The following is a 20949-nucleotide window of genomic DNA, read 5'->3' as shown; positions in this document are numbered from 1 at the left end:
GTTGGCCCTGATGGCCGAGCGGGCCAGACAAGTCGACTCCCGACTTGCCCGCGGGAGCGAATCAGCGCTCGGAGTCGGAGCGGATTTCGGTCCCGGCCGTCTGCGGCAGGCTGGAGAGATCGGCGTTCATCAGCATGATGGGCAGCAGCCCACGCCAGCCTTCGCCCTCGATCTCCATCTCGGGGTACAGGCGTTCGGCAGCGGCTGCCTGCGACCGGGCCGTCGGATCGACCGGCGTCGTCACGGCCAGGGCAGGGGCGGCGATGAGCAGCAGGGACGATAGAAGAATAGGGCGCAGCAGCATGACGACTCCGATGATGAGTCGCTAATGCGGCCGCCCCGTTACCCTTTTATGACATGGCTGTTGCACCGGCCGAGCCGGGTCAGTCGATCCGATCAACTTTCTGGCCCGCCGGCGTGGTGACGGGAAAGCAGCTCAGCCCCCCGGCGCGTGCCGTGTTGACATAATCCTGGGCGGCGCCCTTGCTCGCGAAGGGGCCGATCAGCAGGCGGTTGGTGGCCTTGTAGGGCGCTGTCCACGGCGACCGGCCCGCGAGCAGCTTGCCGTGCGCCTTCTTTTGCTTGTCCCATTCCTTGTCGAGGTCGGGTTTGTAGGCACCGCTCGCGATCTGCACCCAATAGCGTTCCGGATTGGACTTCTTCGTCTTCGCTTCCTCGCGTGCCTTCGCCTTCTTCTCGGCTTCCGCCTTCTCGGCGGCGGCACGCTTCTGCGCGGCGCGGCGATCCTCGGCCAGGCTACGCTGGTCGGCTGCCTTCTGTTCGGCCGCGACCGCCGGTGACGGCGTGGATGCACTGTCCGATGCTGGCGGTGTGGCAGCTGCGGCTGTCCGCTGACTCGTCTCGGACCGGCTCACCAGCCGGCCGCTGCGATCGAACTGCGGGCGCTGGGCGGGGGACGAAGTCGATGGTGCCGGGGACGCGGCTGCGGGAAGCTCCTTCGAGGATGGTGCCGGGCGTGCCTCGGCAAGCTGCATCGGCACCTTGTCTTCCGGGAAATGTCCGAAATGCACCGCGGCGGCCTTTTCCGCCGGTTTCAGCGACGCGAGGCGGGCGAGAAAGGGCTTCAGCGCATCGGCCTGGAAGCGCGGCAGCACGGCGTTCGCCGCCGCTTCCGCGCCGACCGTGTCGCCCGTCATCGCCAGCACGAAGGCGCGTGCGCGCCAGGCAGCGATGTCCTTCTTGCGCAGCAGGGGGTCGAGGATGGTCAGCGCATTGGCCTTGTCGCCGCTCATTGCGAACGACAGGGCAAGACGGCGTATCGCCTCCGGGTCCTGCTTCGTGCGCATCACCAGCGCATAATCGGCCTGCGCCTTGCGGTTGTCGCCGCGCAGGTCATAAGCAAGCCCGCGGTCCAGCGCGACGTCGACCGGCGGAATGCCGAGGTCGATCGCATTGTCGAACAGCCGCAGCGCGGCACGGGGCTGTTCCTTCTGTATGAGGGCGGAACCGAGGCCAGCCTTCACCCGCCCATCGCGCGGCGAGATCTTCTCGGCCCGTACGAAGAAGTTGATGGCCGCATCGGCATCGCCGACCGCGAGCGCGGCGGAGCCGGCACCCGTCAGGGCTTCGAGATCACCGGGATCGCGGGCGAGCACGCGGAGGTATCGCGCCAGCGCTTCGGCGGGATCGCCCCGCGCCATGGCATCGCGAGCGGCCGCGACGGGATCCACGACGACGGCTTCTTCCGATGTATCGTCGAGCGACTGGGCGCCGACCTGTACGGGCGCCACGATCGCCGTCAGCAGCGACCAACCCCCAAGGATATGATATAACTTTATCATGATGCCGCCATGCTTAACCACAGCAATGCGGCGGACCGCAAGACGATTCCAGACATTGTCGCCGGACCGACCGGCGTTCGCGGCAGCTGACCGCGAACGCCCGATCCATCAGTCGTTTACTGGTTGCTCTGGCGGTTGAGGAAGCGGGGAACCGTCCCGTTGCCGGCCGGCTCATCGCCTTCCACCTGCGCCTTCGCCGCGCCGCGCGCAATGTTCGACATGCGTTCGAACAAGGTCGCACCGGTCGAGGAGGGGCGTCGGGCCGGTTCCGGCTCGGCCGCCCAGCGCCGCGCACCATCCTCTTCCTCGCGCGCCTCGGCGGCGGGAGCAGGAACGGTTGCCTCGGGCTGAAGCAGCAATTCGTCGTTGAACAGGCTGGTCAGTTCCAGCGTCTCCGCCGGGCCTTCGGGGGCTTCGAGAACGAGCTTCTCTTCTGCCGGAGCCGCAGGAGCGACCGGGGCCTGCTGGACGGGCGCGGGAGCGGGCTCCGGTGCTGCCACCGGCGCAGGGGCGGGCGCCGGGCTCGCTGCCTGCGGGACCACCACCGACTTCTCCTCACGCGCAGGCGTACGCGGCGGGAAGCTGAAGCTCTTCGACGGCTCCGGCATCGTTGCGGCGTCGACTTCGATGCCGGTCGCCACGACCGAGACGCGGATGCGGCCCTCGAGCTCGTTGTTGAAGGCCGAACCCCAGATGATGTTCGCGTCCTGGTCGACCAGCTGGCGGATGTGGTTCGCGGCCTCGTCGACCTCGAGCAGGCGCATATCGTCGCCGCCGGTGATCGACACGATCACGCCCTTGGCGCCGTTCAGGCTGACGCCGTCGAGCAGCGGGTTGGCGATCGCCTTTTCCGCTGCCTCGATCGCGCGGTTGTCGCCGGTCGCTTCGCCGGTGCCCATCATCGCCTTGCCCATCTCGCTCATCACCGAGCGGACATCGGCGAAGTCGAGGTTGATCAGGCCGGGCATGACCATGAGATCGGTGATGCCGCGCACGCCCTGCTGCAGGACCTGATCGGCCATCTGGAACGCTTCCTTGAAGGTCGTGTTCGGGTTGGCGATCAGGAACAGATTCTGGTTCGGAATGACGATCAGCGTATCGACATGCTTCTGCAGCTCCTCGATGCCGGCCTCGGCCGAACGCATGCGGCGGTTGCCTTCGAAGCTGAACGGCTTGGTGACGACGCCGACGGTCAGGATGCCACGGTCACGGGCAGCCTTGGCGATGACCGGGGCGGCGCCGGTTCCGGTGCCGCCACCCATGCCGGCGGCGATGAAGCACATGTGCGAACCTTCGAGCGCCTTTTCGACCTGTTCGAGCGTCTCTTCGGCAGCGGCCCGTCCGATTTCGGGACGGCTGCCCGCACCCAGACCCTGGGTGATCTTGAGTCCAAGCTGGATGCGGCGCTCGGCAGGGGAAGCGTTGAGCGCCTGGGCATCGGTATTCGTGACGATGAAGTCGACGCCCTGGACGTCGGCCTGGATCATGTTCGCGACCGCGTTCCCGCCCGCACCGCCGACGCCAATTACGCTGATACGGGGTTTCAGCTCGTCGACTTGCGGACGCATGAACTCGATCGTCATAGATATTCTCCCTTGCGGCCCTGCCCGCCGAAGCACCGGATGGGCCGAATCTTGCCAGACGCGATTCAGCGAATCACGCGAAAAGTTGTCCTATCCACAATTTTCGGGGTTAACCGAGCTGTCGTGGCGGTGCCCTGCATCAATAGCCACTCTTGATCGCCGCCATAAGCTTGCCGACCAGGCCCATCGGTTGGGGCCGGTGGACGGTCTGCTCGGCGACGAACGGGCGGAGTTCGGCAGGATTGGCAGCGGCCACCTGCGCCAACCCGACCAGCGTCGCGAAGGCGGGGCCGCTATGGGCGTCGGGAAGGCCCGTCAGCGTGCGCGGCCGGCCGATCCGCACGCTGCGGCCCAACACGCCCTGCGCATAGTCGGCGATGCCGCGCAGTTCGGCGCCGCCGCCGGTCAGCACGACCTGGCGTCCGACCGGGCCGACATAGCCGAGGTCCGACAGCGCCTTGGCAACCGCATCCATCCAGTGGTCGAGGCGCAGGCGGATGACTTGGATCAGCTGCGCACGGCTGATGCGCGGCGGATCGATGCCGTCGGCGGCTTCCTCGGGCGACCCGATCTCGAGCATCTCATGATTGTCGCGGGGGCTGTTCTGTGCCGAGCCATGGACGCATTTCAGCCGTTCGGCCTGGGCGCGGCGGATGTTGAAGGCGGAGGCGATGTCGTCCGTGATGTCGGCGCAGCCCATCGGCAGCGAGGTGAGGCCGACGAGCAGGCCGCCCGCGAAGAGCGAAACATTGGTGACCCCGGCGCCCATCTCGACCAGCGCTATGCCCATCTCCCGATCTTCCTCGGTCAGGCAGGAGGCGCCCGTCGCGATCGGCGAAGCGACGATCGATTTCACGCCAAGATGTGCCGAACGGACGCACAGCGCGAGGTTGCGTACCGGCGACGGCTCCGCGGCGATGACATGGATTTCGACACCCAGCTTGTCGGCATGCAGGCCGAGCGGGTTCTTCACGCCGTTGAGCCCGTCGAGCGTGTACAGCGTCGGCTGTGCATGCAGCACCATGCGACCCTGCGGGTTGAGCGACTGTCGCCCCTGGCGGAGCAGTTCGTCGATGTCGGGCTGCTCGATCTGGACGCCGCCGAGATCGACCTCGACCTGCGCCACGTCGCTGACGAGGCCGCCGGCAGAGAAACTGACCCACACATGGTCGATATTGGTCCGGGCGATCGTCTCCGCCTGCTCGACCGCTTCGCGGATCGCAGCTTCGGTCGCCTCCATGTCGGCGATATAGCCACGACGGACGCCCCGGCTCTCGCGCTGGCCGCTGCCGAGCACTTCCAGTTCGCCGGCCTCGTCCGGGCGCGCGATCAGGGCGGAGACCTTCGACGATCCGATGTCGATCGCCGTGATCAGACCTTCATTGCGCGGCTGCGCCATCGCTGCTCCCTTTCCCCAAATTGCCATCGCCCGCCCTCATGTCGTCGACTTCGGGTTGAGCTGAGCCGCCGGCGGCTCGATGCGGCTGCCCGGCTCGCGCGAGACGCGCGCCACCATCCGGCTGGGATCGCGCATATCGATCGACACCAGCCCTTTGCCCAGAAGCCCGGCGCGGCGATCTTCCTGTGCGAAGAAGACCAGTGCCTTGGCCGCTTCCGCATCGCCTTCGGGCAGCATCAGCTTCTCGCCCGACTGAAAGATGATGTCCCAGCGCCGGTCGCCCTGCCAGCTGGCTGCGGTGACCAGTGGCTTCAACGACGGCGCGTTCGCCATGAGCGCCGACAGCTGGCTGGCCCTGCGGTTCGCGCCGGGGCCGACGACGACGGGGAGGTCGGGCATGGCGCGATCATCCACCGGACCGATCACGACCCCGTCCTTGTCGATCAGGGCAAGGCGGTGCTGATATTGCCAGATCGCGGTCGGCACGCGTTCGACGATGTCGACCACCAGCGTGTCGGGCAGCCGCCGCGATACCCGCGCGTCGGAAATCCAGCCGAGCTTCATCAGTTCGGCGCGCGTTCCGTCGAGGTCGACGAGCGGCATCGGGCGGGCCTGCTGGCGCATCGCGATGTCGTACACCACCGCGCTGTCGACCTGGCGGCGGTTCAGTATTTCGACGTTACGGACCTTGAACCCCGCGCTGCCGATGCCGTCGGCGATCATCAGGCCGATCATCTGGGGCAGGCCCATGGCGATCAGCCCGGCGATCACGCCACCGGTCACGGCAAGGCCCAGCGCCCAATTGCCGGTCCTGCGCAGGGCATCGCGCGAAATCGGCAGCTGATCGACCGCCTTGTCGAGGGTCGAGGCGGTGCGGCGCGTGGGCGCGCGACGGGCCGGCGCGCTGGCGCGCGGTCGGCGGTCGGCGGAACGCGCGCGCGCGGCCTTCATCCCTTCGATCCTTCCTTGGATTGCCTGTCCGCGAGAGCTTCGTCGACGATCGCCTGGACGAGATTGGCATAGGTCATGCCGGTGTGTTTCGCCTGTTCGGGAACGAGGCTAAGCGGGGTCATACCCGGCTGGGTGTTGACCTCGAGCAGGTAGAGCCCCTCGACGCCCTGTTCGTCGTCCCAGCGGAAATCGGAGCGTGACGTGCCGCGGCATCCCAGCACGCGGTGTGCGTCGAGCGCCATGCGCATGGCTTCGTCGGCGATGGCCTGCGGGATGTCGGCAGGACAGACATGAGTCGTCAGGCCGTCGGTGTACTTGGCCTCATAATCGTAGAAGCCGCTGGTCGGGACCAGCTCGGTGACGCACAGCGCGCGATCGCCGAGCACGGCCACGGTCAATTCGCGCCCCCGGATGAAGGGCTCTGCGAGCAGTGTCTTGAAGCTTTGCCAGGGGCCATGCGAGTCACGATGAATCGGCGAGCCGTGATTGTCACCCTCTTTTACGATGGCGACACCGACCGACGAGCCCTCGTTGACCGGCTTCAGGACATAGGGACGGGGCAGGGGGTCGCCCTCGTACAGGCTGGCGCTCTCGACGATCCGCCCCTCGGGCATGCGGATGCCGGCGGGGACCAGCTGCTGCTTGGTCAGTTCCTTGTCGATGGCGATCACCGAGGTGGTGAGCCCCGAATGGGTGTAGGTCAGCCCCATCAGGTCCATCAGGCCCTGGATGGTACCATCTTCGCCGGGCGTGCCGTGCAGCGCGTTGAACACCACATCGGGCATCGCCGCCGCAAGCCGCGCGGCGACGTCGCGGTCCATGTCGATCCGCGTCACCTTGTGACCAAGGCTTTCGAGCGCATCGGCGACGCCGTTGCCCGAGGTCAGCGACACTTCCCGCTCGGACGACCAGCCGCCCATAAGAACGGCGATGTGGAGAGGCGCATGTGTCACAGTCCGTTCCTCCCCCGAACGGAAAGGGGCTCGCCGCTTGCGCGGCGCCCCTCCACCAGCCTGCGGCTGGTGCCCCTCCCCATGCTGGGGAGGAACTTATTGGTAGAGCGGCTGCCACGGAGCGTCACAATCAGAGGAGAGTTATACGTCGCACAGTTCCTCCCCGGAACGGGGAGGGGGACCGCGAGCAGCGTGGTGGAGGGGAGGGCGGTGCGGGCGGGAAGGGGCCCGCCGCTGGCGCGGCGCCCCTCCACCAGCCTGCGGCTGGTCCCCCTCCCCTTGCAGGGGAGGAACTTAGAGGTGCCGATCATTCAGCCACCCCCACGCGCTGGATTTCCCATTCCAGGGTCACGCCTGTTTTCGCCTTCACCTTGGTCCTTACCTCTTCGCCCAGCGCCTCGATGTCGGCGGAGCTGGCCTCGCCGAGGTTGAGCAGGAAATTGCAGTGCTTTTCGCTGACCTGCGCGTCGCCGCGTCGCAGGCCGCGGCAGCCGGCTTCGTCGATCAGCTGCCAGGCCTTGTGCCCGTCCGGATTCTTGAAGGTTGAGCCGCCGGTCCGGCTGCGCAGCGGCTGGCTCGCCTCGCGCTCTGCGGCGATGCGGTCCATCTCGGCCTGGATCGCCGCCGGATCGCCGGGCTCACCCCGGAAGGTCGCGCCGACGACGATGGCGCCGTCGGGCAGTTCGCTGTGGCGATAGGTGTAGCCGAGATCGGCGAGGGCCAGCGTCCGGCGCTCACCCGATCGCAGAACGATGTCCGCCGCGACCAGCACATCCTTGACCTCGCGGCCATAGGCGCCGCCGTTCATGCGGACGAAGCCGCCCACCGTGCCGGGGATCGAGCGAAGGAACTCGACGCCGGCTATTCCGGCATCGCGCGCGGCCGAGGAGACGAGAATGCCGCTCGCCCCACCGCCGCAGCGGAGGGTTTCACCATCGAGCCGTTCGACCTTGGCGAAGGGCTTGCCCAGGCGCACGACGACGCCGGGAACCCCGCCGTCGCGTACGATCATGTTGGATCCAAGGCCCAGCCCCATCACCGGCACGGCCGGATCGAGCGCGGCCAGGAAAGCGGCGAGGTCATCGACATCGGCAGGCTCGAACAGCCACTCGGCCGCGCCGCCGCTTTTGAACCAGAGGAGCGGCGCCAGCGGCGCGCCAGCCGTCAACCTGCCGCGCACGGGCGGCAGGGACGACGACGCTACGCTCGCGGTCGCTCCATCGTTCACTTCTTGTCCACGCCCCACATCGCCATCCAGCGTTCCCACGCCTGAACCTGCATGTCGGCCAGGTCCTTCGCCGCCTTGGCGGCATTGTCGAAATGCTCGCCGCTGCCCATGGCCTTGAATGCCGCTTCGACGGCGGTCTTCTGCATGGTGAGCGCCTGGTCCTGGATCATTTTCCACGGTCCGAAGAAATCGGTCATGCTGCCTTCTCCTTGGCAATCGCCTCTGAAAGCCCCGCCGCCCATTTCGTGATATCACCCGCGCCCAGGCAGATCACCATGTCGTCCGCTCCGATCGTCGCAGCCAGGACTTTGGCGAGCGCGTCCGGCCCGGCGACGGTCTGCGCCGAGCGGTGTCCGCGTTGCTTCAGCCCCGAAACGAGCGCGTCGGCGTCGACGCCTTCGATCGGCGCTTCGCCCGCTGCATAGACCGGCGTGACGTACACGGTGTCGGCGTCGTTGAACGCCGTCTGGAACTCGACCATCAGGTCGCGCAGGCGGGTGTAACGATGCGGTTGGACGACCGCGATGACGCGCGACCGCGCACCCTCGCGGGCAGCGGCCAGCACCGCGCGGATTTCAACCGGATGGTGGCCGTAATCGTCGATGATCGTGGCCACACCGTCGCCGACCGGGACCTCGCCGACCTTCGTGAAGCGCCGCTTCACGCCGCCGAATTTGGCGAAGCCGTTGGCGATGATGTCGTCCGATATGTTCATCTCCAGCGCGACGCCGATCGCGGCGAGAGCGTTCTGGACATTGTGCCGACCGGGCATCGGCAGGGTGACGCCCTCGATACGGCGCGTGTCGCCATCGCGATTGCGGATCACGACGTCGAAGCGGTTGCCGCCGGGGATCGGCGTGACATTGTCGCCGCGCACGTCGGCCTGCGCCGAAAAGCCATAGGTGACGACCTTTCGGTCGCGGACGCGCGGGATGATCGCCTGCACCTCGGGGTGGTCGATGCACAGCAGCGCCGCGCCGTAGAAGGGGACATTCTCGACGAACTCGACGAAGCAGTCCTTCACCTTGTCGAACGAACCATAATGGTCGAGATGCTCGGGATCGATGTTGGTCACCACTGCGATGGTGCCGTCGAGACGCAGGAAGCTGCCGTCGCTCTCGTCGGCTTCGACGACCATCCAGTCGGACGCGCCCAGGCGGGCATTCGAGCCATAGCTGTTGATGATGCCGCCGTTGATCACGGTCGGATCGACCCCACCGGCGTCGAGCAGCGCCGCGACCATCGAGGTCGTGGTTGTCTTGCCATGGGTGCCTGCGATCGCGACGGTCGATTTCAACCGCATCAGTTCGGCGAGCATCTCGGCGCGGCGGACGACCGGAATGCGCTTCTCCAGCGCCAGCTCGACCTCCGGGTTGCCGCGCTTGATCGCGGTCGATGTCACGACCACGGCGGCGTCGCCCAGATTTTCGGCCTTGTGGCCGATCATCACGGCGATGCCGCGCTTGCGCAGCCCTTCGACGACATAGCTTTCGGAGACGTCCGAGCCCTGCACCTTATAGCCGAGATTATGCATCACCTCGGCGATACCGGACATGCCGATGCCGCCGATGCCGATGAAATGGATGGTGCCGATGTCGGTTGCGACACCCTTCATGCAAATGCGCCTTTCAAGGGACGGAGTTCCAGTTTTTCCACGGGGATGGGGTCGACGATCGGTTCAGGGCCGATGCGCTCGACCAGATCTGCAAGGTCCTCGGCAGCCTTGGGGCGGCCGACGCCATGGGCGCGCCGCGCCGCATTGATCAGCGCCTTGGGATCGAGCGCGAGCTTCTGCATCTGCTTCGCAAGTTCCTGCGGCGTGAAGTTCGACTGCCGGATCGCGCGGGCGCCGCCGACCTGCGCAAGTTCGCGGGCATTGGCGGTCTGATGATCGTCGGCCGCCGACGGCAGGGGGATCAGGATCGCGGGACGGCCGGCGACGCTGATGTCGGCGATGGTCGAAGCCCCCGCGCGGGCGATGACGAGATGCGCCCAGGCGAGCCTTTCCGGAAGGTCGGTGAAATAGGTCGCGAGATCGGCCGGGATACCGAGTACCTTATATTTGCTGCGGACCGACTCGATGTCCTCGGGACGGCATTGCTGCGTCACCTGAAGCCGGCGCCGGAAGCCCTGGGGCAGAAGAGCGAGGCCGTCGGGAACGACGTCCGAGAGGATCGATGCGCCCTGGCTTCCCCCAGTCACCAGCAGGCGGAAGATGCTGTCGGGGCCAAGATCCGGAAAGGGCTGTTCGCGGATTTCGCGGACGCTGTCGCGCACGGGATTGCCGACCAGAACCGTCTTGTCGTCATAGCGCGGCTTGAGCCGTTCGACATCGGGATAAGCGGTGGCGATCGCATCCACTTTCCCGGCGACGAAGCGGTTCACCCGGCCGAGCACGGCATTCTGCTCGTGGATCACCGTTGGAATGCGGCGCTTGAAGGCGGCGCGGAGCGCGGGCAGCGCGGGATAGCCGCCGAAGCCGATCACCGCCGACGGCGCGAAAGTCTCGTAGAGCTGCCCGGCCATGGCGGTTCCGGCGCGAATGTCGCGCACGGCCTTGATCATGGCCCGCAGGCCGCCGCCGAGCCGGCCGGCAGGAATGACGTGCGTCTGCACTCCGTCGAACAGCCCGGGAATCCGCGCGCCGCGTTCGTCGGTGACCAGCGCGACCCGATGTCCCCGGCGCATCAGTTCGGCCGCCAGCGCATGCGCCGGGACCATATGGCCGCCGGTGCCGCCGGCCGCGAGGACGAAGTGGCGCGTTACCCTCATCGTCCCGTCCACCGGACCGTGTAGGTCGCTTCCTTGAGATGGGGATTTTCGCGGGTGAAGGCGAGGAGCAGGCCGAAGCCGATCGACAGCGCGATCATCGACGAGCCGCCATAGCTGATGAACGGAAGCGTCATGCCCTTGGACGGGGCGAGGCCGACATTGACCAGCATGTTGATCAGCGCCTGGAAGCCAAATTGCGCGACGAGGCCGGCAGAGGCGAGCAGGAGGAAATCATCCTCCTCGCGCATCAGCCGCAGGCAGACCCGCGCCACGATCGCGAAGTAGAGACAGGCGATCGCGATGCAGGCGATCAGCCCGAACTCCTCGCCGATCACCGAGAAGATATAGTCGGTGTGCGGCTCGGGCAGGGTGAATTTCTGGGTGCCGGCGCCCGGCCCGGTGCCGAGCAGGCCGCCATTGGTGAGCGTCGCATGGGCGCGGTCGACCTGATAGGTGTCGCCCTGCTTGAACAGGAATTTGTTGATGCGCTCGGTCGCGACCGAATAGAAGAAATAGGCGGTGACGACCGCGCCCATGCCGGCGCCGATCAGCGAGCCGATCAGCCGGATCGACGCTCCGCCGACGATCAGCAAGACCATCCACACCGCGCCGAAGATGACCGTCTGGCCGAAGTCGGGCTGCTTCATCAGAAGCACTGCGATCAATCCCATGGGAACGACCGAGATCAGCGCGAAGGGCAGCTCGGGATTGCGCGCGCGCAGCGACAGCAGCCAGGCCATGCCGACCGCGAACATCGGCTTGAGGAACTCGGACGGCTGGAATTTGGCGGGGCCGATGGCGATCCAGCGGGTGGCGCCGTTCGCGCTGCTGCCGATCACCGGGACCAATGCAAGGCAGAGGAGGAAGAAGAGGCCGAGGATCAGCGCCATGCGCCGCGCTGCTTTCTGCGGCAGGGCGGACACGACGAGCATCACCGGCACCGCCATCATCGTCCAGGCAAGCTGCATCCAGAAATAATAGCGCGATGCCACGGTGACGCCATTGCCCGAATAACGCACGCCGGCGGCAGGCGAGGCCGCTGCGACCGCGATGAGCCCGACGCCGATCAGGATGGTGACGAGGAGCAGCAGGACGCGGTCGATTTCCCAGAACCAGCGCGCGACGGGCGTGCGCTTGCCGCGGCCGAAACGCGACCGGCGAATGGGGAGCGGAGCGGGGGTTGCCGTGGAGTCGAAGGACACTGCGACATTCATAGCGAAAGCCCCTCCACCGCGCGACGGAAAGCATCCCCGCGCGCCTCATAATCGCTGAACTGGTCGAACGATGCGCAGGCCGGCGATAGCATCACCACTTCGCCCGGAGCGGCTGCCGCTGCGGCATCCGCCACCGCACGCTCCAGCGTCTCGCTTTCGGTCACCGGCTTGCCCGCCTCGCGCAGGATGCGCGCGAACATCGGTCCGGCCTGCCCAATCGTATAGGCGGCCACGACATGGTCGAAATAGGGCGCGCAGTCGTCGAGATCGTCGGTCTTGGGCAGGCCGCCGAGGATCCAGTGAATCTTTGGATAGGCCCCGAGCGCCGGCGCGGTGGCAGTCGCGTTGGTCGCCTTGCTGTCGTTGACGAACAGAACGCCCTTCTTCTCGGCCACGCGCTGCATGCGGTGTGGCAGGCCGGGATACGTGGCGAGACCGCGCGCGATCGCATCCTCGCCGATGCCGAACGCGCGGCAGGCGGCGATGGCGATGACGGCGTTCTGGGCGTTGTGCGGTCCCTGCAGCGCGGGCCAGTCCTGCTGACCCACGACGTCGGTCGAGCGGACGGCTACCACGCCTGGACGGCGCGAAGCTATCGCCGCACTCGGGGCATCCTCGACCGCGATGATGGCGGTGCGGTCGGGCGACTGCATCGCGAACAGCCGTTCCTTCGACGCGGCATAGCCCTCGAACCCGTCATAGCGATCGAGATGGTCGGGGGTGATGTTGGTCAGCACCGCGACGTCGCAGTCGAGGCTCTGGGTGATGTCGATCTGGTAGCTCGACAACTCGAGCACATAGACGCCGCCTGCCGGCAGCGGATCGCGGCCCAGGATCGGCAGGCCGATATTGCCGCCCACCAGCGTCGGCACGCCCGCGGTCTCGACGATATGCGCAATCAGCGCGGTCGTGGTCGACTTGCCGTTGGTGCCGGTGATGCCGACGACCTTGTGGGGCGGTAGCGAGGGGCGGGCCTGTGCGAACAGTTCGATGTCGCTGATCACGGGAACGCCGAAGCGCGCGGCATGCGCGGCGATGGGATGCCGGTTCAGCGGCACTCCGGGGGAAACGACCACGCCGGCATAGCCCGTCAGGTCGATCTCGACCGGATCGGCGAAGGTCACTTCACCCGTCACCTTCGCCCGTGCGTCTTCCTTACCGTCCCAGGCCGTGACCCGGGCGCCGGAGGCGAGCAGCGCCTCGACCGTTGCCAGCCCCGAGCGCGCGAGGCCGAGGACGGCATAGTGCTTTCCGGCGAAGGCGGGGCTCGTGATCACCGCAGCTTCAGCGTGGCGAGACCGGCGAGGGCGAGGACGAAGGAGATGATCCAGAAGCGGATCACCACCGTCGGTTCGCTCCAGCCGAGCTGTTCGAAATGATGGTGGATCGGCGCCATGCGAAAGATACGGCGGCCGGTACGCTTGTAAAAGAAGACCTGCAGCACGACCGAGACGGTTTCCATGACGAACAGGCCGCCGACGATCGCCAGGACGATCTCATGATGCGTGACGACCGAGATCACGCCCAGCGCGCCGCCAAGCGCAAGGCTCCCGGTGTCGCCCATGAAGACGGCGGCCGGTGGCGCATTGAACCAGAGGAAAGCGAGTCCGCCGCCGATGATTGCGGCGGTCAGGATCGTCAGGTCGCCTGCGCCGAGAACGTGCGGAATGCCGAGATAATGCGCGAACTTCGCATTGCCGACCAGATAGGCGATGACGAAAAAGGCGAGGCTGGCGATGACCACCGGCATGATCGCCAGACCGTCGAGCCCGTCGGTCAGGTTCACGGCATTGCCGAAGGCGACGATCACGAAGGCCGCGAACAGGATATAGGCGGGGCCGAGATCGATCACCGGGCCATTGTAGAAGGGCACGTAGAGCTGGGTGCCGTTCCCCGAGACGATCAGCCAGCTGGCAAGACCGGCGATGACGAACTCGGCGATCAGGCGGGCCTTGCCCGAAATGCCGGCGGTGCTGCGTTTCTTGACCTTGTCATAATCGTCCATGAACCCGATGAGGCCGAAGCCCAGGGTCACCCCGATGCAGGCCCAGACATAGCGGTTGTTGAGATCCATCCACAGCAGCAGCGACAGCGTCACCGCGATCAGGATCATCAGCCCGCCCATGGTGGGCGTGCCGACCTTGGCGAGGTGCGTCTGCGGGCCGTCGGCGCGGATCGGCTGGCCCTTGCCCTGGCGGACGCGGAGCCACCCGATGAAGCGCGGGCCGATGATGAGGCCGATGAACAGCGCCGTGAGCGCAGCCGCCCCCGCCCGGAAGGTGATGTACCGGATGAGATTCAGCACGCCCGGAAACCCGAGCTGTTCGGCAATCAGGTAGAGCATGTCGTCCTTTCGCCGGCCAACGCCCCCGAGCGGAGATGCTCAACGAGACGCGACAGGCCGATCGCGTTCGATCCCTTGATCAATATGGCATCGCCCGGCGCAAGCCGGCTCCCGATCGAATCGAGCGCCGCGCGGGCGTCGGGCACATGCGCGAAATCGATCCGGCCCTCAAGGGCGTTTGCGAGCGCAGCCATCTCCTGTCCGACGAGCAGCGCGAAGCCCACGCCAGCCTCCTGCAGAGGCCCTGCGAGCGCGGCGTGATAACCGGGCGAACCGGCGCCCAGTTCCCGCATGTCGCCCAGCACCACCACGCGGCGATCGGCCGCCTGCTGGCCGAGCATGCCGATGGTAGCGGCCATCGACCCGGGGTTGGCGTTGTAGCTTTCGTCGATGACCAGCGCGGTGCCGTCCCCGATCGAAACGGTGCTGCGCTGGCCCCGTCCGGGAAGGCCCTCCATTTCGGCAAAGGCGAGCCCGGCTGCCGCGAGGTCGCCGCCCACTGCCCACACGGCGGCCATGACCGCCATGGCGTTGGATACCCAATGCGCGCCCGGCGGTGCGATGGTGAAGGTCAGTTCGGCATCGGGCAGGATCAGCGAGACGAGCGTGCCGCTGTCCAGCGGGACCACGTCCTGGACGCGGATATCGGCCTGGCGGTCGTGCCCGAAGGTGACGATGCGGCCGGCATGCGGCTCGGCGGCCGCGCGCAGGCGCTCGCGGTGCGGGCTGTCGAACGGCAGGATGGCGATGCCGCCGGGCTCGAGGCCCTGGAATATCTCGCCCTTGGCATCGGCGATGTCCGCCTCGCTCGCGAAGAAGGCGCTGTGCGCGGGCGCGATGGCGGTGACGATCGCGACGTGGGGCCGGACCAGAAGGGTAAGCTGGGCAAGCTCCCCGGCGTGGTTCATGCCCATCTCGAACACGCCGATGGCCGTGTCTGCCGGCATGCGGGCGAGGCTCAGCGGCACGCCGGTGTGGTTGTTGTAGCTCTTGACCGAGCGGTGGACCCGCCCCCGCAGCGACCGATCGAGGCAAGCGAACAGCGCTTCCTTGGTGCCGGTCTTGCCGACCGATCCCGTCACTCCGATGATCTTGCCCGCCATGCGCGCCCGCGCCGCCGTGCCGAGCGATTCGAGCGCCGTCATCGTGTCGCCCACGCGGACGTGGGGGCCGGGGCAGGCGTCCGAGACTATCGCGCCCGCTGCGCCAGCGGCAAACGCCTTGTCGAGAAAGGCGTGGCCATCGGTGGTCTCGCCTTTCATCGCGACGAACAGGTCGCCGGGTCCGATCTCCCGCGAGTCGAAGGCGACACCGGACGCCTGGAAGTCGCCATGTACCTCGCCGTCCACCGCCGCTGCGATGTCGAACGCCGTCCAGAGCGGGGCGGAGGACGCGCTCATCAGGCGGCGCACTCCCGCGCGACGCTGACATCGTCGAACGGCAGCACGCGGTCGCCGACGATCTGCCCCTGCTCATGACCCTTGCCAGCGATCAGGACGATGTCCCCCGCCTCGGTGCGGGCAATGGCCTCGGCAATCGCTTCGCGACGTCCGCCGATCTCGATCGCGCCGGGCGCACCCGCCATGACGTCGCGGCGGATGGCGGCGGGGTCTTCCGAGCGTGGATTGTCGTCGGTCACGATGGCGATGTCCGACAGCCGCGCGGCGACCTCGCCCATCAAGGGCCGCTTGCCGGTGTCGCGATCGCCGCCCGCGCCGAAGACGGTGATCAGCCGGCCGGCGGTGTGCGGACGCAGCGCTGCGATCGCCGCCTCTAGCCCGTCTGGCGTATGCGCATAATCGACATAGATAGGCGCGCCGGTCTTCGAGAGGGCAGCACGCTCCAGGCGGCCGCGCACGGGCGCGACCCGCTGAAGGTCGGAGAGCGTCCTGTCGACGTCACCCCCCGTGGCGATGACCAGCCCGGTCGCGACCAGCGCATTGGCGGCCTGATAGGCGCCGATCAGCGGCAGCTTCACGTCGCGGGTCTTGCCGTCTATCTCCAGCTTGAGCGTCTGCCCGAGCGCGGTCGGGGTGCGATCGAGCAGGCGGATGGTCTCGCCGCCGGCGCCGACCGTGATCGCGCGGACCCCGCGTGCCTTCACTGCCTCGATCACGCCGCTGGAATAGGCGTCGTCGGCCCAGATCACCGCGGCACCATCCGCATCGACGACTTCGTCGAACAGACGAAGCTTTGCCGCGAAATAGGCCTCCATCGTGCCGTGATAGTCGAGATGGTCGCGGCTCAGATTGGTGAAGGCGACGGCGCGGACCGGCAGGCCTTCGGTGCGATATTGCGACAGGCCGTGGCTCGACGCCTCGAAGGCGGCGTGGGTGACGCCTTCCTTGCGGAGACCGGCCATGTTCGAGAGGAAGGTGACGATGTCGGGGGTGGTCAGCCCGGTCGATACCTGATCGTCGGCGGTTGTGACGCCGAGCGTGCCGATCGACGCGGCGTGGAACCCGGCCATGCGCCACAGCTGGCGGGTCAGCTCGACCGTCGAGGTCTTGCCGTTGGTGCCGGTCACCGCGACCGTCGTGTCCGGAAAAGGTGCGAAGAAGCGAGCCGCAAGGCGCGCGAACAGGCGCCGTGGTTCTTCGTCGACGATATGGACCGCACCTTCGACGGCCACGCCGGGGGCGGACACGATCGCGACCGCCCCGTCGGCGATCGCCTGGCCGATATAATCCTCGCCATTGAAGCGGCTGCCGCGAAAGGCGCCGAAGATGGTGCCGGGCGCGACCTTGCGATGGTCGATCGCGAAGCCGGTGATGCGGGCGTCGGACGGCGCGCCGGGGATGAGGTCAGTCAACCGCATGGACGCCTTCGTCCTTCTTCTCGGGTTTGTAGACGAACGGCATCAGGTCGGACACGTCGATGTCCTTGCTCGGATCCGGGATCACGCCGAGCAGCGGGCCGATCCGCGCGATGACATTCTTGACGGCTGGCAGTGCGGTCCATGCGGCGGTCCGGAAGCCATAGGTTTCCGGGATGCCCTGCGGCTCGTCCATCGTGACGATCACCACGTAACGCGGCGCGTCCATCGGGAAGGCGGTCGCGAAGGTGGTGACGAGACTGTTGTGGATGTAGCGACCGTTGAGATTCTTCTCTGCGGTGCCGGTCTTGCCGCCGACGCGCAGGCCGGGAATGTCGGCGTTGCGGCCGGTGCCTTCCTTGACGACGAGGCGCATCAGCTGGCGGATGCGGCGGCTCGTTTCCTCGGAGATCACGCGCTCGCCTTTCGGCGCCTGCCCGGGCGCCAGCTTGAGCAAGGTCGCGGGGCGCATGATGCCGCCATTGACCATGGCGGCATAGGCGTTGGCGAGGTGGAGCTGGCTGACCGCGATGCCGTGGCCATAGGCGACGGTCATGACCGTCGTCCGCGCCCAATAGCCGGGCCACAGCGGCTTGCCCCGCGCGCCCAGTTCGAGGTCGGCGGCGCGATCGAAACCCAGCTTGCGGAAGAAGGCCTGGGTCCGATCGGGGCCAAGCTCCTCGGCGATGCGGGCGGTGCCGATGTTGGACGAATGGATCAGGATGTCGGGGACCGACATCCAGCGCTTCTGCGGATGGTCGTCGCGGATCGTGAAGCCGCCGACCTTGAGCGGCGCGGTCGCGTCGTAGCGACGGCCGAAATCGGTGATCACGCCATTTTCGATGGCATTGGCCATCGTCAGCACCTTGAAGGTGGAGCCGAGTTCGTAGACCGAACTGATGGCGCGATTGTAGCGGGCATCCGGGCGCAACGGATCGGTGCCGACGGGAACGAGCCCCGGCGCGTTCGGATTGAACACCGGCAGCGACGCCATGGCGATCACCTCGCCGGTGTGCACGTCCAGCACGATACCCGCGCCGCCGACCGCGAAATGCTTTTCGGCCTGCTTACGGATGGCGCTTTCGAGAGCGGCCTGGACGCGGCTGTCGATCGACAACTCCACCGGCTGCCCGTTGCCGGCGGCGCTCGTCAGGCGCTTGTCGAGAAAGGCCTCCATGCCGCTGACGGGCACGCCGCCAATATCCATATAGCCGATGACCTGCGCGGCCATCGTGCCCTGGGGATAGAAGCGCTTGGGTTCCGGGACTTCTTCGATGCCGGGTTCGCCGAGCAGGCGGACGGCATGGATCATCGCCGGTGTCGCCCCCCGCTCGAGATAGACGAATTTGCGCTTGCTGTGGAGGATGCGCCGGAACTGGTCGACGCTCCGGCCCGGAAAGAGGCGCGCCAGTTCCATCGCGAGATGGTCCTTGTCGCCGATCAGCAGCGGCGGGCGGATCGCGAGGCTCACGCCGCGAATGGTCGAGGCGAGGACGGTGCCGTTGCGATCGACGATTTCGCCGCGCCGGCCACTCGCCGCCGCGACCGCCGACCGGTCCGGGCCGTCGAAAATGGCGAGATAGAGCAGGCGCAGGGCGATGACGCCGATCAGCAGACCGAACAGCAGCATGAGCACCATGAGGCGTTCATGGGCGATCTGGACGGTCTGGCCGGTCTTGACGAGGGCGCGGTCGCGCGGCGGGTTGAGCCCGGCCGCAGGCGCGTTCATTGCTTGCCTTTGCGGCTGCGCGCCGACCGGTCGTCGACCAGCCCGTCGAGGAAGTCGTCCCCCAGACTCTCGTGCTTGGCGATCTTGCGCAGCGCGACGTCATGCACCGGAGACGGGGTCTGCTCTGCCAGCGGAGAAGGCTTTGCCTGGACGTAGTTGGCCGTCCGGATGCGTGGCTGCTCGACCGCCGGGGCCGGCAGTGGCGCGGGCGCGGCCGGCTTGGCCCGCGTCGCGCCGTCCGCAACATCCTCGATCCGGTTCAAGCTGACCTTGCTCACCGCGCCATGGCTGGCGACGATCTGCGGATCGAGCTGCAGGGCGGGCTGGCCCTGCGGCTGCGTCATGGCCACAAGTCGCACCGAGCTGGCCGCGAACTGCTCCGGCCCCGGCGCCTGCAGCCCGTAGACATGCTGATTCCACTGCTCGATCTGCGCGAGACCGCCGCGCGTGTCGATCTGCGTGCGCAGCTCGCGAATGTCTTGCTGCGTCATGGCGATCTTGCGCTCGACGCTGGCGAGTTCGGCGCGCTTCGCTGCGACCGTCTGCGAAATCATGTAGAAGGTCAGGGCGGCAGCACAGATGCCTCCGGTCCAGACCACCTCCTTGAAGCGGGTCGTGATCATCCCTGACGTCCTTCTTTCTTTACGCTGAGACCCCATGGCGAGGCCTCGGTCCGATGCGCGACGCGAAGCGTGGCGGACCGGGACCGGGGATTTCGGGCAATCTCGGCCTCGCCCGCGCGGACGGGCTTGGCGACGGCCTCGAAGCTGGGACGCGGCCCCCCGGCGCGCGCATCTGGAAGGTGGCGGGAACCGGCGGGATTGGCCCCGCTGCGCTCGCGCAGAAAACGCTTTACGATCCGGTCCTCGATCGAATGAAAGGACACGACGGCAAGCCGCCCGCCCGGTTTCAGGACGCGTTCGGCCGCAGCGAGCCCCTGTTCGAGTTCGTCGAGCTCGGCGTTGAGGTGGATGCGGATCGCCTGGAAGGTGCGGGTCGCCGGATCCTTCTTCTCGTGCGGGCGGTGGCCGAGGGCCCGCCGGACGACCTCGGCCAGTTCCCCCGTCCGCGACAGCGGACGCGCCTGCACGATCGCGCGTGCCACACGGCGCGCGCGGGGCTCTTCGCCTAGTTCATAAAGGACGTCGGCAATCTCGGCTTCGTCGGCGGTGTTGACGAAGTCCGCGGCGCTCATGCCGTCCTGCTCCATCCGCATGTCCAGCGGACCATCGGACTGGAAGGAGAAGCCGCGCTCGGCGCGATCGAGCTGCATCGACGACACGCCGATGTCGAGCGTCACGCCGTCGACCTGTGCGACGCCATGCTCTGCCAGAGCCTCCGCCATGCGCGAGAAGCGCTCGGGCACGAGCGTGAGCCTGCCGCCAGCGGCTTCCTCGATCGGCTTGCCCTCGGCGATCGCGTCGGGATCGCGATCGAAGGCGTAGACGCGCGCGCCCTGTCCAAGGATGGCGCGCGTATAGCCGCCAGCGCCGAAAGTGCCGTCGACATGGATTTCCTCCGGCCCCGGAGCGAGGCCGGCCAAAACCTCGTCGAGCAATACCGGGATGTGGGGAGCTGCTGCGGTCATCCGCGCTCCTTCCGCTTCGCCAGAAGCTCTTCCATCTCTTCGATCACTTCCTCGGACTCGCCGCCTGGCGTGGCGCGGAGGATGTCGGGGCTCCAGATGCGGAAGCGCCGGCCGCGGCCGACGAAGAAGGCGTCACCGGTGATGCTCGCCTTGGAGCGCAGCCGTTCCGGCAGAATCATGCGGCCCGCCGCGTCGAAATTGACGTCCTTCATCAGCGGGAAGGCTTCCGCCTCGAGACGATCGAGGATGTCGCCCATCAGCTCGCCCGTCTGCTCGGACACGCGGGCGGCATGCGCGGTCATCTGCTCCTCGGTCTCGGCAATCTGCAGACCGTCGCTGACCTCGATGCAGGGCAGCGAGGGGTGGCGCGTCATACGCAGCGTCTTTTCGAGACCGGAGGCAACCTTGCCTGAGCCACAACGGATTTCGATGGTCTGACGAAAGGCAGCCGGGAGCGAAACGCGCCCCTTAAGGTCCACGCCGTTCATGTGAACGTCATTGAAGACCGCACCACCCGCCGCCACCGAACGAACCCCGTTTTCTGAGGGGAGAACCGCTGGCGCCATGCCGC

The 20949-nt window shown here is 67.3% G+C and carries 19 protein-coding genes; all 19 read right to left on the bottom strand.

The genetic code is table 11. The features are described 5' to 3' along the window. Window positions 1–61: 61 nt before the first annotated feature. On the bottom strand, window positions 62–304 hold the full coding sequence (locus tag G6P88_RS08300; RefSeq protein ID WP_165322731.1) for a hypothetical protein: 243 nt from the start codon (window positions 302–304) through the stop codon (window positions 62–64). A 79-nt stretch (window positions 305–383) separates the two neighbouring features. Beyond that, window positions 384–1802: an SPOR domain-containing protein gene (locus G6P88_RS08295; RefSeq protein ID WP_165322730.1), complete on the bottom strand. Its 1419-nt coding sequence runs from the start codon at window positions 1800–1802 to the stop codon at window positions 384–386. Window positions 1803–1918: 116 nt separating this feature from the next. Beyond that, entirely contained in the window at window positions 1919–3385 is a 1467-nt protein-coding gene (gene ftsZ / locus G6P88_RS08290; RefSeq protein WP_165322729.1) for a cell division protein FtsZ, read from the bottom strand. A 139-nt stretch (window positions 3386–3524) separates the two neighbouring features. Then, window positions 3525–4784 (bottom strand): cell division protein FtsA, encoded by a 1260-nt coding sequence (ftsA, locus tag G6P88_RS08285; protein WP_165322728.1) that lies wholly within the window; start codon window positions 4782–4784, stop codon window positions 3525–3527. 36 nt (window positions 4785–4820) lie between these two features. Continuing rightward, window positions 4821–5735, bottom strand: coding sequence for a cell division protein FtsQ/DivIB (locus G6P88_RS08280; RefSeq protein WP_165322727.1), 915 nt, complete (start codon window positions 5733–5735; stop codon window positions 4821–4823). Next, window positions 5732–6688: a D-alanine--D-alanine ligase gene (locus G6P88_RS08275; RefSeq protein WP_165322726.1), complete on the bottom strand. Its 957-nt coding sequence runs from the start codon at window positions 6686–6688 to the stop codon at window positions 5732–5734. The genes G6P88_RS08280 and G6P88_RS08275 overlap by 4 nt, the downstream gene beginning before the upstream one ends. A gap of 307 nt (window positions 6689–6995) precedes the next feature. Continuing rightward, window positions 6996–7916, bottom strand: coding sequence for a UDP-N-acetylmuramate dehydrogenase (gene murB / locus G6P88_RS08270; protein ID WP_206335899.1), 921 nt, complete (start codon window positions 7914–7916; stop codon window positions 6996–6998). Continuing rightward, window positions 7913–8113, bottom strand: coding sequence for a hypothetical protein (locus tag G6P88_RS08265; protein ID WP_165322725.1), 201 nt, complete (start codon window positions 8111–8113; stop codon window positions 7913–7915). The genes murB and G6P88_RS08265 overlap by 4 nt, the downstream gene beginning before the upstream one ends. Continuing rightward, entirely contained in the window at window positions 8110–9531 is a 1422-nt protein-coding gene (gene murC / locus G6P88_RS08260) for a UDP-N-acetylmuramate--L-alanine ligase (protein WP_165322724.1), read from the bottom strand. Before murC ends, G6P88_RS08265 begins: the two co-directional genes overlap by 4 nt. Next, window positions 9528–10688, bottom strand: a complete 1161-nt coding sequence (gene murG / locus G6P88_RS08255; protein ID WP_165322723.1) for an undecaprenyldiphospho-muramoylpentapeptide beta-N-acetylglucosaminyltransferase — start codon at window positions 10686–10688, stop codon at window positions 9528–9530. Before murG ends, murC begins: the two co-directional genes overlap by 4 nt. After that, window positions 10685–11902 carry an FtsW/RodA/SpoVE family cell cycle protein gene (locus G6P88_RS08250; RefSeq protein ID WP_165322722.1) on the bottom strand — a complete coding sequence of 406 codons (1218 nt, stop codon included), beginning with the start codon at window positions 11900–11902 and terminating at the stop codon, window positions 10685–10687. Before G6P88_RS08250 ends, murG begins: the two co-directional genes overlap by 4 nt. Continuing rightward, window positions 11899–13179: a UDP-N-acetylmuramoyl-L-alanine--D-glutamate ligase gene (murD, locus tag G6P88_RS08245; protein ID WP_165322721.1), complete on the bottom strand. Its 1281-nt coding sequence runs from the start codon at window positions 13177–13179 to the stop codon at window positions 11899–11901. Before murD ends, G6P88_RS08250 begins: the two co-directional genes overlap by 4 nt. Next, window positions 13176–14246: a phospho-N-acetylmuramoyl-pentapeptide-transferase gene (mraY, locus tag G6P88_RS08240; protein WP_165322720.1), complete on the bottom strand. Its 1071-nt coding sequence runs from the start codon at window positions 14244–14246 to the stop codon at window positions 13176–13178. The genes murD and mraY overlap by 4 nt, the downstream gene beginning before the upstream one ends. Next, window positions 14234–15646, bottom strand: a complete 1413-nt coding sequence (locus tag G6P88_RS08235) for a UDP-N-acetylmuramoyl-tripeptide--D-alanyl-D-alanine ligase (RefSeq protein ID WP_165322719.1) — start codon at window positions 15644–15646, stop codon at window positions 14234–14236. Before G6P88_RS08235 ends, mraY begins: the two co-directional genes overlap by 13 nt. Next, entirely contained in the window at window positions 15646–17064 is a 1419-nt protein-coding gene (locus G6P88_RS08230) for a UDP-N-acetylmuramoyl-L-alanyl-D-glutamate--2,6-diaminopimelate ligase (RefSeq protein ID WP_165322718.1), read from the bottom strand. Before G6P88_RS08230 ends, G6P88_RS08235 begins: the two co-directional genes overlap by 1 nt. Beyond that, window positions 17051–18790 (bottom strand): peptidoglycan D,D-transpeptidase FtsI family protein, encoded by a 1740-nt coding sequence (locus G6P88_RS08225; protein WP_165322717.1) that lies wholly within the window; start codon window positions 18788–18790, stop codon window positions 17051–17053. Before G6P88_RS08225 ends, G6P88_RS08230 begins: the two co-directional genes overlap by 14 nt. Then, window positions 18787–19413, bottom strand: coding sequence for a hypothetical protein (locus G6P88_RS08220; protein ID WP_165322716.1), 627 nt, complete (start codon window positions 19411–19413; stop codon window positions 18787–18789). The genes G6P88_RS08225 and G6P88_RS08220 overlap by 4 nt, the downstream gene beginning before the upstream one ends. After that, on the bottom strand, window positions 19410–20378 hold the full coding sequence (gene rsmH, locus G6P88_RS08215) for a 16S rRNA (cytosine(1402)-N(4))-methyltransferase RsmH (RefSeq protein WP_165322715.1): 969 nt from the start codon (window positions 20376–20378) through the stop codon (window positions 19410–19412). The genes G6P88_RS08220 and rsmH overlap by 4 nt, the downstream gene beginning before the upstream one ends. Next, a complete protein-coding gene (locus G6P88_RS08210) occupies window positions 20375–20866 on the bottom strand; it encodes a division/cell wall cluster transcriptional repressor MraZ (protein WP_165322714.1) in 492 nt (163 codons plus the stop codon). The genes rsmH and G6P88_RS08210 overlap by 4 nt, the downstream gene beginning before the upstream one ends. Between the last annotated feature and the right edge of the window lie 83 nt (window positions 20867–20949).

This window comes from Rhizorhabdus phycosphaerae (genome assembly GCF_011044255.1).
GTDB lineage: Bacteria > Pseudomonadota > Alphaproteobacteria > Sphingomonadales > Sphingomonadaceae > Rhizorhabdus > Rhizorhabdus phycosphaerae.
Note: the sequence above shows the minus strand (reverse complement) of the source record. Positions and strands in the feature narration are given on the sequence as shown.

What these genes read in the sequence shown, in the direction of transcription:
- G6P88_RS08300 (WP_165322731.1), bottom strand. Translation starts at nt 304, where the DNA reads ATGCTGCTGCGCCCTATTCTTCTATCGTCCCTGCTGCTCATCGCCGCC.
- G6P88_RS08295 (WP_165322730.1), bottom strand. Translation starts at nt 1,802, where the DNA reads ATGATAAAGTTATATCATATCCTTGGGGGTTGGTCGCTGCTGACGGCG.
- ftsZ (WP_165322729.1), bottom strand. Translation starts at nt 3,385, where the DNA reads ATGACGATCGAGTTCATGCGTCCGCAAGTCGACGAGCTGAAACCCCGT.
- ftsA (WP_165322728.1), bottom strand. Translation starts at nt 4,784, where the DNA reads ATGGCGCAGCCGCGCAATGAAGGTCTGATCACGGCGATCGACATCGGA.
- G6P88_RS08280 (WP_165322727.1), bottom strand. Translation starts at nt 5,735, where the DNA reads ATGAAGGCCGCGCGCGCGCGTTCCGCCGACCGCCGACCGCGCGCCAGC.
- G6P88_RS08265 (WP_165322725.1), bottom strand. Translation starts at nt 8,113, where the DNA reads ATGACCGATTTCTTCGGACCGTGGAAAATGATCCAGGACCAGGCGCTC.
- murC (WP_165322724.1), bottom strand. Translation starts at nt 9,531, where the DNA reads ATGAAGGGTGTCGCAACCGACATCGGCACCATCCATTTCATCGGCATC.
- murG (WP_165322723.1), bottom strand. Translation starts at nt 10,688, where the DNA reads ATGAGGGTAACGCGCCACTTCGTCCTCGCGGCCGGCGGCACCGGCGGC.
- G6P88_RS08250 (WP_165322722.1), bottom strand. Translation starts at nt 11,902, where the DNA reads ATGAATGTCGCAGTGTCCTTCGACTCCACGGCAACCCCCGCTCCGCTC.
- mraY (WP_165322720.1), bottom strand. Translation starts at nt 14,246, where the DNA reads ATGCTCTACCTGATTGCCGAACAGCTCGGGTTTCCGGGCGTGCTGAAT.
- G6P88_RS08235 (WP_165322719.1), bottom strand. Translation starts at nt 15,646, where the DNA reads ATGAGCGCGTCCTCCGCCCCGCTCTGGACGGCGTTCGACATCGCAGCG.
- G6P88_RS08230 (WP_165322718.1), bottom strand. Translation starts at nt 17,064, where the DNA reads ATGCGGTTGACTGACCTCATCCCCGGCGCGCCGTCCGACGCCCGCATC.
- G6P88_RS08225 (WP_165322717.1), bottom strand. Translation starts at nt 18,790, where the DNA reads ATGAACGCGCCTGCGGCCGGGCTCAACCCGCCGCGCGACCGCGCCCTC.
- G6P88_RS08220 (WP_165322716.1), bottom strand. Translation starts at nt 19,413, where the DNA reads ATGATCACGACCCGCTTCAAGGAGGTGGTCTGGACCGGAGGCATCTGT.
- rsmH (WP_165322715.1), bottom strand. Translation starts at nt 20,378, where the DNA reads ATGACCGCAGCAGCTCCCCACATCCCGGTATTGCTCGACGAGGTTTTG.
- G6P88_RS08210 (WP_165322714.1), bottom strand. Translation starts at nt 20,866, where the DNA reads ATGAACGGCGTGGACCTTAAGGGGCGCGTTTCGCTCCCGGCTGCCTTT.